At 62.6% G+C, this 12,952-nt stretch carries 13 protein-coding genes; 5 read left to right on the top strand and 8 right to left on the bottom strand.

Going from position 1 to position 12,952, the window contains the following annotated elements:
- Nucleotides 1-86 precede the first annotated feature (86 nt).
- The gene (locus ATY77_RS21430; protein WP_088678562.1) at nucleotides 87-791 is read left to right on the top strand and encodes an HAD family hydrolase; all 705 of its coding nucleotides are present in this window, start codon (nucleotides 87-89) and stop codon (nucleotides 789-791) included.
- Between the two features lie 17 nt (nucleotides 792-808).
- Here ATY77_RS21430 and ATY77_RS21435 read toward each other — a convergent pair whose 3' ends face one another.
- Nucleotides 809-1,312, bottom strand: a complete 504-nt coding sequence (locus tag ATY77_RS21435; protein ID WP_088688740.1) for a hypothetical protein — start codon at nucleotides 1,310-1,312, stop codon at nucleotides 809-811.
- Nucleotides 1,309-1,938 carry a DNA-3-methyladenine glycosylase I gene (locus tag ATY77_RS21440; protein WP_088688981.1) on the bottom strand — a complete coding sequence of 210 codons (630 nt, stop codon included), beginning with the start codon at nucleotides 1,936-1,938 and terminating at the stop codon, nucleotides 1,309-1,311. The genes ATY77_RS21435 and ATY77_RS21440 overlap by 4 nt, the downstream gene beginning before the upstream one ends.
- Nucleotides 1,939-2,164: 226 nt before the next feature.
- Between ATY77_RS21440 and ATY77_RS21445 the strand changes: the two genes are divergently transcribed.
- The 3 genes from ATY77_RS21445 (at nucleotide 2,165) to ATY77_RS21455 (ending at nucleotide 4,621) form a co-directional block, all read left to right on the top strand.
- Nucleotides 2,165-2,911: a L,D-transpeptidase gene (locus tag ATY77_RS21445; RefSeq protein WP_088688741.1), complete on the top strand. Its 747-nt coding sequence runs from the start codon at nucleotides 2,165-2,167 to the stop codon at nucleotides 2,909-2,911.
- A 226-nt stretch (nucleotides 2,912-3,137) separates the two neighbouring features.
- Nucleotides 3,138-3,824, top strand: coding sequence for a L,D-transpeptidase (locus tag ATY77_RS21450; protein ID WP_088688742.1), 687 nt, complete (start codon nucleotides 3,138-3,140; stop codon nucleotides 3,822-3,824).
- Between the two features lie 122 nt (nucleotides 3,825-3,946).
- Entirely contained in the window at nucleotides 3,947-4,621 is a 675-nt protein-coding gene (locus tag ATY77_RS21455; protein ID WP_088688743.1) for an outer membrane beta-barrel protein, read from the top strand.
- Between the two features lie 107 nt (nucleotides 4,622-4,728).
- Here the strand turns inward: ATY77_RS21455 and ATY77_RS21460 are convergent, their stop codons facing one another.
- From ATY77_RS21460 to ATY77_RS21475, 4 genes are all read right to left on the bottom strand, one after another.
- Nucleotides 4,729-5,169: a hypothetical protein gene (locus tag ATY77_RS21460; protein ID WP_088688744.1), complete on the bottom strand. Its 441-nt coding sequence runs from the start codon at nucleotides 5,167-5,169 to the stop codon at nucleotides 4,729-4,731.
- Nucleotides 5,170-5,211: 42 nt separating this feature from the next.
- Nucleotides 5,212-6,522: a glycolate oxidase subunit GlcF gene (gene glcF, locus ATY77_RS21465; RefSeq protein ID WP_088688745.1), complete on the bottom strand. Its 1,311-nt coding sequence runs from the start codon at nucleotides 6,520-6,522 to the stop codon at nucleotides 5,212-5,214.
- Between the two features lie 247 nt (nucleotides 6,523-6,769).
- Nucleotides 6,770-7,969, bottom strand: coding sequence for a glycolate oxidase subunit GlcE (gene glcE, locus ATY77_RS21470; RefSeq protein WP_088688746.1), 1,200 nt, complete (start codon nucleotides 7,967-7,969; stop codon nucleotides 6,770-6,772).
- Complete coding sequence (locus ATY77_RS21475) at nucleotides 7,966-9,405, bottom strand: FAD-linked oxidase C-terminal domain-containing protein (RefSeq protein ID WP_088688747.1); 1,440 nt, start codon at nucleotides 9,403-9,405, stop codon at nucleotides 7,966-7,968. Before ATY77_RS21475 ends, glcE begins: the two co-directional genes overlap by 4 nt.
- A 258-nt stretch (nucleotides 9,406-9,663) precedes the next feature.
- On the opposite strand from ATY77_RS21475, the gene ATY77_RS21480 reads away from it, so the two are divergent.
- On the top strand, nucleotides 9,664-10,560 hold the full coding sequence (locus tag ATY77_RS21480) for a LysR family transcriptional regulator (protein ID WP_088688748.1): 897 nt from the start codon (nucleotides 9,664-9,666) through the stop codon (nucleotides 10,558-10,560).
- 15 nt (nucleotides 10,561-10,575) lie between these two features.
- On the opposite strand, the gene ATY77_RS21485 is transcribed toward ATY77_RS21480, so the two are convergent.
- On the bottom strand, nucleotides 10,576-11,733 hold the full coding sequence (locus ATY77_RS21485) for an adenosylhomocysteinase (protein ID WP_088688749.1): 1,158 nt from the start codon (nucleotides 11,731-11,733) through the stop codon (nucleotides 10,576-10,578).
- A 98-nt stretch (nucleotides 11,734-11,831) separates the two neighbouring features.
- On the bottom strand, nucleotides 11,832-12,710 hold the full coding sequence (locus ATY77_RS21490; RefSeq protein WP_088688750.1) for a LysR substrate-binding domain-containing protein: 879 nt from the start codon (nucleotides 12,708-12,710) through the stop codon (nucleotides 11,832-11,834).
- Nucleotides 12,711-12,952 lie beyond the last annotated feature (242 nt).

Consider the following 12,952-nt stretch of genomic DNA (forward strand, 5'->3'; position numbering starts at 1 on the left):
AACGCGCGTCCCGCACTGGAGGCAACCGCCCTCGTCTCGACACAGGCGGCCGATAGATTGCCGGCCCTATTTCAAGAGGTGTGCATATGGCGACGCGTCCACTGACCACCATCGGCTTCGATGCCGACGATACGCTTTGGCAGAACGAACAATATTACCGACTGACGGAAGCCCATTTTACCAGCCTTCTTGCCGATTTCGCCGAAGGACCGAAGATTTCCGAGCGGCTGCTGGAAGCCGAAAAACGCAACCTTCGTCACTACGGCTTCGGCATCAAAGGCTTTACCCTGTCGATGGTCGAAACGGCGATCGAGATCACCGAGGGCAAGGTCCCCGCGAGCGTCATTGCCAAGATCCTCGATACCGGCCGCGATCTTCTCAACCACCCGGTCGAGACCATGCCGCATGTGCGCGACACGCTGGAGGCGCTTGCCGGCAAATATCTGCTTGTCATGATCACCAAGGGCGATCTCTTCGATCAGGAGCGCAAGCTTGCCCAATCCGGGCTCGGCGATTTCTTCGATGCCGTCGAGATCGTCTCCGACAAGACGGCCGTCACCTACCGCCGCATCTTCGCCAAGGTGGGCGACGGGCCGGAGCGGGCGATGATGGTCGGCAATTCGCTGAAATCGGATATCGTGCCGGCAATCGCGGCCGGCAGCTACGGCGTATTCGTGCCGCACGAACTGACCTGGGTGCTGGAGCATGTCGACGAGCCGACGGAAGCGCCGCGCTTCCGCAAGATCGGTCATCTCGGCGAATTGCGCGAGCTGATCGACCGGCTTTCGTGACCGGATTCAAGCAAACCTCATTGCGGCTTGGCGGGCGCCTTCGGAAAGAGCGATGGTTGCTCCGGTTCGGGCTGCGTTTTCGGCTGCGGGGCAGCAGCCAAGGGCTCGATCAGGATGCTGAAGGGAGCGCCGAGGCCGCGGCGCGGCGAGACCTTGGAATAATAGGGCCGCAACAGCCAATTGGTGTTTTCCTTGATCGTCGTCTCGAAACTCGAGCCGTCCTCGTCGGTGCCGAAGAAGGCCTCGTCATCGGGTTTCGACAGGTCGAATATCGCCAGGAAGGCGAACTTGCTCTTGGTGGCAAAGCTGACCTTCACGTGCTGGCCGGCGCGCACCGGCAGCGTATAGACGTGGCTGTTGCCGAATTTCGTCCAGCCCTTCAGCTGCATGGCGACGGCTGGAAACTGCAGTTTTTCCAGCTTCTCGCCGGGCTCGAGCTGCGGCGCCTGCGCCATGGCGGGCGCGGTCAGGAAAAACAAGGCAGCGGCGGCGATCATCGTTCTCATGAATGCATCTTTCACAGGCGCACCAGGGCGCTGCGCATCGCCTCCACCTCGGGCCGGCAATAGCAGCCCTCCAGATGATCGTTGACGAGACCCATCGCCTGCATGAAGGCATAAACTGTGGTCGGACCGACAAAGGTCCAGCCGCGTTTCTTCAGATCCTTCGAAATAACCGCTGACGTCGGCGTCGTCGGATTGGCTGCGATATGATCACGATCGACCACCGCCGGACGCTCGTTGTGGCCGGGCTCGTAGCGCCAAAAATAATGGGCGAGCGAACCGAATTCGTCCCGAAGTTCGATGGCGCGCCTGGCATTATTGATGGTGGAGACGATCTTGCCGCGATGGCGGATGATGCCGGCATCGGCAAGGCAGCGAGCCACATCCTCCTCGCCGAAGCGCGCGACCTTCTCGAAATCGAAGCCGGCGAAGGCAGCGCGGAAGTTCTCCCGCTTGCGCAGGATGGTCAGCCAGGAAAGGCCGGACTGGAAGCCTTCGAGGCATATCTTCTCGAACAGGCGGATATCGTCGGTGACGGGGCGGCCCCATTCCTCATCGTGGTATTTGAGATAATCCGGCAGGTTGGCGTGCCAGTGACAGCGGCTCCTGCCGTCCTCGCCGATGATGATGCCAGTCGTGCTCATGTCCGCTTCGATCTCCGTGGCCGGCTTGGTTTTCCGGCCTGATTCCGGCTTTACCATTTGAAAACCGTCTTTCCAAACCGATCGGTAACCCTGACGAAAAGTTTATCCGGCCGGGCGGCCTTTCATGAATCGATCTTTACCATTCGCTGGCGGAAAGGTGGCAGCGTCTCAGCGGGCGGACATATGCCGCCAGCGCATTTTCGGTCATTTGTAGAGAGTTCGTCCGATGATGAAACACCTTGTCCTTGCCGCATCCCTCTGCGGCATCTTCTCCACGGCCGCCATTGCAGACGACCGCTACGCCACCCGCCCGCCTGTCGTCCTGAGCCCCGATTTGACCGCGCCGTGGATCAATCAGCTTGGCGGCAGGGTTCGTCCCGTCGTCTACCAGCGGCCGGTCATCCAGCGCCAGCAGCGCGGCCTCTTCCAGCGCCGCGTCCTGCGCCAGGCGCCGCAGGCAGCACCCCAGACCGTATCGGCGATCAGACCCGGCATACCGGCGATCCGCAACCCGATCGAGCCGCAATTCCTGCCGCAGATGGTCGATTACGACACCAAGGAAAACCCCGGCACGATCGTCATCGATACCAACAACCGCTTTCTCTATCTCGTCATGGAAGGCGGCAAGGCCCGGCGCTACGGTGTAGGCGTCGGCAAGCCCGGCTTCGAATGGGCAGGCGTCCACAAGATCACCCGCAAGACGGAATGGCCGGACTGGACGCCGCCTTCCGAGATGATCAGCCGCGAAGCCGCCAAGGGCCACTACCTGCCGGCGCGCATGGACGGCGGCCCGGAAAACCCGCTCGGCGCCCGCGCCATGTATCTCGGCTCGACGCTCTACCGCATCCATGGCACCAACGCGCCCTGGTCGATCGGCAGCGCCGTTTCTTCCGGCTGCATCCGCCTGCGCAACGAGGACGTCGTCGATCTCTACGACCGCGTCAACGTCGGGACCCGCGTCATCGTCATGTAATGGCACACATAATAGCTGGAGCGTTTCCAGCAAAAGCGTGCAGTATTTTTCTTGTAAAAACAAAATGATAGAGCGTTTCCGTGTTTTCCCGAAAAACGGAAATGCTCTGGCAAGCCGCAAGAACAGGCGGCCAGCCCTCCCGAATTTGCTTTCCCCGGCCGGACCGATCTTGAATCGGACAGAAGTTCATGTAGCTTCAGGCGGATTTGCTTGAGGGGAATCGATCATGATCAAATTGATGTCAGGTCTGGCTGCGGCCGGACTTGTTCTGTCCTTGATGTCTACATCTGCCTTTGCCGCGCCTGCCGGCTCCGATAACGCACGGCGTCCGACGCAGATCGTGCGCGTGGCGCAGATGCCGAAATATGTGAAGCCGCAGTTCAAGCGCAAGAAAGTGCGCCTGGTAACGACGGAACCGGTCGGTACGGTCATCATCGATACCAACAACAAATATCTCTATCTGGTCGAAGGCGGCAACCGCGCCACCCGCTACGGTATCGGCGTCGGCCGTGAAGGCTTCGGCTGGTCCGGCATCGTCAAGATCGGCCGCAAGGCCGAATGGCCGAGCTGGACGCCGCCGGCCGAAATGCGCCGCCGCGAAGCCGCCAAGGGCCACATCATTCCCGCTTTCCAGGAAGGCGGCGAGGATAATCCGCTCGGCGCCCGCGCCATGTATCTCTATCAGGGCGGCCGCGACACCATCTTCCGCATCCACGGCACCAACCAGCCCTGGACGATCGGCCTCAACATGTCTTCCGGCTGCATCCGCATGATGAATGCCGACGTGATGCATCTTTACGATCGCGCCCCCGTCGGCACGAAAGTGATCGTCATCGGCCCCGGCAACCGGCAGGGCAAGGTGGCGTTCGAGGACAGGGGCATCGACGTGCTGCGCACGATGTTCGGCGGCTGAGCAACACTTGTGAAAAAACGAAAGGCGCATTTTGACGCGCCTTTTCTTTTCCTTAGACTTTGCGGCGGAAAGCTGGCACTGCTGCCTAAGAGTCGACATATTTGCAATATCGGGGCTAATCAATGACATATGCGCTGCGTTCCTCCGCCTCCCTGCTTGCGGGCATCGCGCTTTTCACCATCTGTTCTGCAGCCTCCGCCTCGGCGGAAGACCTGGAATTTTCCATTTACGGCGGCTATCAGACCGCACCGCACAGTGGCGTCGATGTCTCCGACGGCACGAGCTTTACTGCCGGATGGGAAGGCAAGTCCTTCGGCAGCCCGCCCTATTACGGCGCTCGCGTCACCTGGTGGCTCGAGGATTTCAACAAGCCGAACTGGGGTATCTCGCTCGATTACACCCATGACAAGGTCTATGCCGACGACGACACGCTCGCCAAGGCTGGCTGGTCGCATTTCGAATTCACCGACGGCCTGAACCTTCTCACCGTGAACGGTCTCTACCGCTTCCAGGATCCCGCCCGCCGCTGGACGCCCTATCTTGGCGCCGGTATCGGCGTGAACATTCCGCATGTCGAAGTCATTCGTCCCGAAGGCAAGACGTGGGCTTATGAATTCGGCGGCGTGACGCTACAGGCGCAGGCCGGCGTCGACTTCAAGGTGACCGAGCGCTGGTCGACCTTCGTCGAATACAAGGGCACCTATTCGCGCGTCGACGTTCCGATCGACAGCGGCGACCGTCTGAAGACCAATATCTTCACGAATGCCGTCAACGTCGGCGTGTCGTTCCACTGGTAATATTGAATTTCGGCTGCGGTGTTAGAGCGGTTCAGCTTCGTTAGGCAGGACCGCTCTAGCCTTTTTGGAGAGATGGAAAACCGCTTCGCAGTTTTCCTGAAATTGCTCTATTTCGTGCCGCAGCTGACCTTGCCCTCGGCGGCGTAGGGCTCGCTGCCGCCTGCGATCGTCAGGGAATAGGTGCCGCTGAAATTGGCCGCGGCCTTGCCGCGCTCGCCGGCGACCACGACCAGATCCAGCGTCGCTCCGCCGGTATCGTCATTACCCCCGTCGAAAACCTCCAGGAGCAGATCGCCGTCACGCGACCAGTGATTGGTCAGATGCTGCGATTCGAAGACACGCTTTCCGAAGACGGTCGCCTGGGCGGCATCCTTGATAACAAGCGCCCCGCGAAAATGGTTGAGCCGATGGCCGGCTTCGCTTTCGAAACCGCTTTCGAGCGTGAAGCGTGCTTGCTTGTCATCGGCCGAACAGAAAAAGCGGCTGTCGGCGTGGGCGATGCCCGCCTGCACGAGCAAACCCGCAAGAACAATCATTCCGCGCCACATCGCCTAACCTCCCGAAAACGGCCAGGCGGGCCGTCGCAGGCATCAAGCTAAGGGCAAACCCGTTAATTTTTCAGGCACAGCGCCGCCATAGGCCCAATCGAGCAATTCCACGGTATGCAGGATCGGAATGCCGGTGCCGGTGGCGATCTGGGTGATGCAGCCGATATTGCCGGTGGCGATGATATCGGCCTTGGTCGCCTCGATGTTCTTAACCTTGCGCGCCTTCAGCGCCGCCGAGATTTCCGGCTGCGTGATGTTGTAGGTGCCGGCGGAACCACAGCAGAGATGGCCTTCGGCGGGATCGCGCACCGTAAAACCCGCCGCTTTCAGCAATTGCTTCGGCTGAAGGGTGATGCGCTGGCCGTGCTGCATGGAGCAGGCGGAATGATAGGCGACCGTCAGGCCTTTCGGCATATGCGCGGGCAAGTCGAGGGTGGCGAGATATTCGGTGATGTCCTTGGCCAGTCCCGAAACCCTGGCGGCCTTTGCGGCATAGGCGGGATCGAGGCGCAGCATGTGGCCGTAATCCTTGATCGTCGTGCCGCAGCCGGAGGCGGTTATAATGATCGCATCGAGCCCCTGCCCTTCGATCTCACGCGTCCAGATATCGATATTGGCCCGGGCGCTTTCGAGCGCCTGTTCGGCCCGGCCCATGTGATGGACGAGCGAACCGCAGCAGACCTCACCCTCCGGCACCACCACCTCGACGCCCAGCCGCGTCAGCAGCCGGATCGCAGCCTCGTTGATGGCGGGATCGAGCACCGGTTGGGCGCAGCCGGTCAGGATCGCCACGCGGCCGCGCTTTTCCGTCTCAGTCCCGTGCGTGCCGGGTTTTGCGAAGGCCGAAGCAGCGGGAATGCGGCGCGGCGCAAGCGCCAGCATGGCGGCAAAGGGCTTCAGCGCGCCACGTCGCATCAGCCCGGCAAAGGGCCGGCCGAGGCGGGCGAGATTAAGCGCCAGGCGGAACCGGCCGGGATAGGGCAGCACGGCGGCAAGGATGGCGCGCGTCAGCCGGTTCATCAACGGCCGCTTATAGGTCTTCTCGATATGGGCGCGGGCATGATCGACCAAGTGCATATAATCGACGCCCGATGGGCATGTGGTGACGCAGGCAAGGCAGGAAAGACAGCGGTCGATATGGGTGACGACCTCGGCGTCGGCCGGGCGGCCGTTTTCCAGCATATCCTTGATCAAGTAGATGCGGCCGCGCGGGCTGTCGAGCTCGTTGCCGAGCGTCACATAGGTGGGACAGGTCGCGGTGCAGAAACCGCAATGCACGCATTTGCGCAGGATCTTCTCGGATTCGGCGACATGGGGGTCGGCGAGTTGGGCGGGGGTGAAGTTCGTCTGCATCTAGCGGGGCCTCCACTTTGGGAAGACCTCGGGCGTAGTGCCCATGGCACCCCCCTCTGTCCTGCCGGACATCTCCCCCACAAGGGGGGAGATCGGATCGGAGTGATGGCTTCCCCAAACAACTGGGCTACTGCAACTCCGATAGAACAGCGAGCGAGCAATGGTCCAACCTCTTGCCGATCTCCCCCCTTGTGGGGGAGATGTCCGGCAGGACAGAGGGGGGTAACCCAGACGCAAACTCATCCTCTCACCCCATCTTCCCCGGATTGAATATCCCGGCCGGATCGAACTTCTCCTTCACCCGCCGCGACAGCATTGTCACCGCCTCGGGCTCCGGATGAAAGGCGGCGGTTGTCGCCCTCGCCGCGGCGGATGCGCGGATGAGGGTGGCATGCCCACCGCCGAGCGCCTTGATGTAGCGACGCACCAGTTCGGCTTCGGGATCCGCCTCCATGCGCATCCAGACGAGGCCGCCCTGCCAATCATAATAGGCATCGACGCCGGCTTCGAGGCGGAGCGCCGCGACCAGCTGATGGCCGGTTCCGGGGGCGACCGAGACGCGCCAGACCGGCCGCGCCGTGCCGTCGGCATAGGGCAGCACGTCGCGGATTTCCTGCCAGAGCCTCTGGCTTTCGCTCTCGTCCAGCCGCGTGACCGCGGCGAAGGCAGACATTGCCGCCGCAAGCTTTTCGACGCGCACGTCGACGGAGCCGGCCAAACCCTCGATGCGCAGAACCGTCGCCTCGCCTTCCGGAAGCTTGCCGGCGAGGAATTTCCACGTCACCGTCAAAGGCAGATGGGCCGCGCCCGAGACTTCGACCGGCAGCGCCATCGCCGCCGCCATGGCCTTTGCCGCCTCGGCATCGTTGAGGCCGGAGAGAACCACCGTCCGTTCCGTCTTCGGGCGCGGCGGCACGCGGAAGGTGACTTCGGTCAGAAAACCCAGCGTGCCGTGCGAACCGGCGATCAGCTTGACGAGATCGAGGCCGGTGACATTCTTCATCACCCGGCCGCCGGCCTTGATGACCTCGCCCCTGCCGTTGACGAAGCGCACCCCGAGCAGGCTGTCGCGGGCAGCGCCCGCAACGAGGCGGCGCGGGCCGGAGACATTGGCGGCGAAGACGCCGCCGATCGTCGGCTCGCCCGACCTGCCCATGACGAGGCGATGATCCATCGGCTCGAAGGCGAGCATCTGGCCTGCTTCGGCGAGCGCCGCCTCGACCTCGGCGAGCGGCGTGCCCGAACGGGCCGTCATGACCATCTCACCGGGATTATAGGCGAGGATGCCGGAAAGCCTGGTCGATCGCAGCCGGTCTTCGGCGGCAACGGCATTGCCGAAACCCGAGCGCGTATCACCGCCGCAGATCGCGAGCGGCCGGTTCATCTCCGCATGGGCGAGGACGATCGCCGCCGCCTGTTCCTCGCTCGTCGGCATCAGATCGATCATGCGGCAGGGCGTCCTTCAAGCGGGAAGACCTTCGAGGGGTTGAGGATCCAGCCGGGATCGAAGGCGGCGCGCACCGCCATCTGCTGCGCGAGGTCGACCTCGGAATATTGATGCCGCATCAGGTCGCGCTTCTCGATGCCGACGCCATGTTCGCCGGTCAGGCAGCCGCCGGCATCGACGCAGAGCTTCAGGATATCGTTGCCGGCCGCTTCCGCCCTGGCGGCATCCTCGGGATCATTGGCATTGAAGAGGATCAGCGGATGCATGTTGCCGTCGCCGGCATGGAAGACATTGGCGACGCGCAGGCCGTAATGATCGACGATCTCCGCTGTCCTCTTCAGCACATGGGAAAGCTGGCTGAGCGGCACGGTGCCGTCCATGCAGATATAGTCGGCGATGCGGCCGGTGGCGCCGAAGGCGGATTTGCGGCCCTTCCAGATCAGTGCCGCTTCGGTTGCCGACTGGCATTCGCGCACGGTCTTCACACCGTGCCGGCGGGCAATCTCGACGATGTCTCTCAGCGTGGCGTCCATCTCGGCTTCCGAACCTTCGACTTCGACGATCAAGAGCGCGCCGACATCGAGGGGATAACCGGCATGGGCGAAGGCCTCGCAGATCTCGATCGCCGGCTTGTCCATGAATTCGATCGCCACGGGAATGATGCCGGCGGCGATGACATCGGCGACGCAGGCGCCGGCTTCCTCCGACGCTTCGAAGCCGAAGAGCACCGGGCGCGCGCCTTCCGGCTTGGCGATCAGCCGCACCGTCGCCTCGGTGACGATACCGAGCTGGCCTTCGTGACCGCAGACGAGGCCGAGCAGGTCATAACCCGCCGCATCCAGCGACTTGCCGCCGAGTTCGATCACCGTGCCGTCGACCAGCACCATTTTGACGCCGAGTAGATTGTTGGTGGTGACGCCGTATTTCAGACAGTGGGCGCCGCCGGAATTCATGCCGATATTGCCGCCGATGGTGCAGGCAAGCTGCGAGCTCGGATCCGGCGCATAGAAGAAGCCATCGGCCGAGACGGATTCGGAAATATTGAGATTGGTGACGCCGGCTTGAACCACGGCGGCGCGGTTCGACAAATCGATCTCGATGATGCTGTTCATCTTCGAGAGGCCGAGCACGACAGCATCCTCCTGCGGAATGGCGCCGCCGGATAGCGAGGTGCCGGCGCCGCGCGGCACGACGGGAATCCCGTAGCGATGGCAATAACGCATGACCGCAGACACCTCGGCCGTCGTGCGCGGCAGCGCGACGGCGAGCGGCAGGCGCCGATAGGAGACAAAAGCATCCGTCTCGAACGGCACCAGTTCTCGCGCCTCGTGGACCAGGCATTCCGGCGGCAGGAGATCGGTCAGATCGGCAACGATCTGGGCCCGCCGCGCCAGCACGTCGGCACGGGGCTGCAGAAAGGAAATGGCGTCGGACATGGAGTTCTCCCCAGAGCATGATGCCGAAAAGTGTGCGGGGTTTTCGGACGACATCATGCTCTCACTCTTTAATAGAACAGGATTCAGATCTCAGGCCAACCGGCCTAAAATCATCCTGTTCTAGTCCTGGCGACGGGAAAATGACAGCGGGAACCGGCCGCGAACCTCCCTGCCGCCGTGAGATCGGCTTAGCACTTTCCCGAAACCGGCGCAAATGCTAAGCACTTATGCCAAAAGAGGAAAAAGCCGCAAAACCTTATGACCAATCTGGGTGATCTCGAAATCTTCGCCAAGGTCGTGGCCACAGGAAGCATGTCGCTCGCCGGCCGGGCGCTCGGCTTTTCCCCCGCCGTCGTTTCCAAGCGCATCAAGCGGCTGGAGGACCGGCTGGGCACCCGGCTTCTGCAGCGCACGACGCGGCAGATTTCACTGACGGAAGCTGGGCAAGGCTTCTACGACCGCGTGCTCGGCATCCTCGCCGGCCTGGAAGAGGCTGAATTCTATATTTCCGGCCGCTCGGCGCAGATGCATGGCACGCTGAAGATCTCGGCGCCGACCTCGTTCGGGCGCATGCATATCGCGCCGCATCTCAAAGACTTCATGGAGGCGCATCCGGATCTTGCACTCAACCTCGTGCTGACCGACGAATTCTCCGACATCGTCGGCGGCGGCTTCGATCTGGCGATCCGTATCGCTGAACTCACCGATTCAAGCCTCGTCGCCCGCCGGCTCGCGCCGGTGCGCCGGCTGCTCTGCGCCTCGCCGGATTACATTGCCGCGCATGGCAAGCCTGAAACCATCGACGCGCTGAAACACCACCGCTGCCTGCCGGCGCACAACAACGACACCTGGCGGCTGAACGGGCCGGACGGGCCGCTCAGCCTGCGGCCGGAGGGCATGCTGATCACCAATTCCAGCGAAGTGATCCGTGAGACTGTCATCGCCGGCCTCGGCATCGCACTGCGCTCCACCTGGGATATCGGCGAAGAGCTCAAGGCCGGGCGCCTGGTGCAGGTGCTGCCGGCCTATGAAGGCTCTCACAATGTCGCGCTCTCGGCCGTCTATCCCAGCCGGCAATTCCTGCCGGCCAAGGTGCGGCTGTTCATCGATTATCTCACCGAGCTTTACGGACCCGTTCCCTACTGGGAGCGCTGACCGCAGGCGGCAGGGTCAGCGCGAGAGATCGAGATAGGCGTTCGCCACCATCGCATCGATATCGGCCGGCACCGGCACGACGCAGGACCCGGCACCGGCTTCGCCCTTGGCGACGCGCTCCAGGCAGCGCGCCTGAAGCGTGAAACCGAGATCCATCGATTCGGCGGAATTGCCGAGCGGCCGCGGGCCGGCAAGATTGGCCATATGGCCGCCGCCGAGCACGTGAAAAGACCGGCCGTCCGTCAGATGGAAAGTCTCGATATGCTCGGCCTCGTAACGATCGATGCCGCCGACATCCGGATGGCGGCGAAAGGCTTCGACATCGATCTCACGCGGAAAATGGCCGCCATTCATCAGGATCGCACCGTCCTTGAGGAGCGGCAGGTCGGCGGCCGTGACGATGTCGGCAAAGCCGGTGACGGTGACGAGAATATCGGCCGAACGGATCGCCGCCTCGCGCAGCGGCGTGACGAAGCCGTCGAGATGGGCTTCGAGCGTCGTCACCGGATCGATATCGACGACGCTGACGGTCGCAAAGGCATTGCGGAAACAGGCGGCCGTGCCTTTGCCGCAGGCGCCGTAGCCGAAAACCGTGACGCGTTTGCCGTTGGTGGACCGGTTGGTGAAGCGCAGATAGCTTTCGAACAGACTCTGGCCGACGGCATGCCTGTTTTCGGCGAACTGCTTGATCGGACTGTCGTTGATGACGAGGATCGGCATGTTCAGACGCTCGCGCAGCGGCAGCAGCCGCGTGCGGCCCGACGTCGTCTCCTCGGTGCCGCCGATGAGGCTGGCATAGGGCTTTTCCGCGGCGATGGCGAAGAGATCGCCGCCATTGTCGAGCAGCAGGTCCGGCCTTTCGGCGATCACCGCTTCCAGGCTCTGATGATGCGCAGCAGGATCGGTCGTCTGGGCGGCAAAAACGGTGATGCCCTGCGCGCGCAGGAACTCGACCGTCGAAGGCTGGGTGCTGTTGAGGTTGCCGGTGCAGACGAGACGCGCCCCGCCGGCGCGAAGCGTCATCAGCAGCGCCACGGTCTTCGGCTCCAGATGGATGCCGGTGCCGATCGACAGGCCCTTAAAAGGGCGCGTACGCTCGAATTCGGCTGCCGTCGCCCTGAGCAGCCGGCAACTGCTGCCGATCCAGTCAATGCGGGTCGCGGTCCTTTCCATCATCTTCTCCTCTGTGTCTGATGCCGGCCATTTCTAGCGGAGCAACAGGATGGCGAGCATGGAGATTATTCTGAAGAAAGAGCAGAAAATCTGCCCTTTCAGCTCCCCTTACCGCAACGAAGCAGCCAGCCGGATAAGGCGGCAAAGGCCGGCCGTTTCGCATCGGGCGTCCGGCAGCAAAGGCTGTAGCCCGACGGCCGGGATATGAACCCGTAAGGCGCGACCAGCTGCCCGCGTGCGAGATCGTCTTCTATCGAGGCGCGCGGCGCAAGGGCGATACCAAGCCCCGAACGGGCCGCACCGAGCGCCAGCAGCAGATCCTCGAATTCCTGGCGGCGTGAAAAGACGACGGGCGGCGTGGCGCTTTCGGCAAACCATTCGTCCCAGAGCTTCGGGGCGCTGCGGCTGACCAGCATCGTCTGCGCAGCCATTGCCACAGGGTCTTTCGATAGCATCGCCGCAAGCGCCGGCGTGGCGACCGGGCCGAACTCATCCTCCATGAAGCGTAGCGAGGTAATCCCTGCAGCCGGCCGGTATTCGCCGCCCATGATCACCGCGTCCAGTTCCGGGTGCTTCTGCAGCGGCTCGACCACGGTCATCGGCACGATGTCGACCAAGAAATCGCCGAGGCTGGCCTGCATGTCCGCGACGCGCGGCATCAGCCACCAGACAGCGAAGGCGGAGGGAACGCCGAGGCGGAGGCGGCCCGTTCCGGCACTTTTGAACTCCGAAGCGGCGCGCTGCAGGATGTCGAATGCCGCGCCCGAGGCTTCGGCGAAAGCGCTTGCCTCGCCAGTCGGAACCAGCCTGCGGCCTTCGCGCGTGAAGAGCTTGCGGCCGAAGTGATTCTCGAGCGTCGCGATCTGCTGGCGCACGGCGCCGCGCACGACATTCAGCTCCTCGGCGGCTTTCAAAATGCTGCCGTGACGGCAAACGGCCTCGAAGGCGCGCACGGCATTGAGAGGCGGTAGACGCATAGTTGCCACATTCGCAAAATGATTGGGGAACAATTGATCCCGCCATTGATTAGAAAGCAAGACGAAGCCATATTGTACACCTGTGCAATATGGCGCATTCGAAACAGGTCGTGACGGATTTCTGAGCCTGCCCCTGCTCGATTTCCCCTAAGACCGGCGGTGAAACCACGTTTCGGACCGTGCTCGGTTTTGGATTGCGTAAGCTTTCCGTGATACACGTATATGAGTGATTCCTAACAACC

The organism is Rhizobium sp. R634, from assembly GCF_002211305.1.
Classification (GTDB): domain Bacteria; phylum Pseudomonadota; class Alphaproteobacteria; order Rhizobiales; family Rhizobiaceae; genus Rhizobium.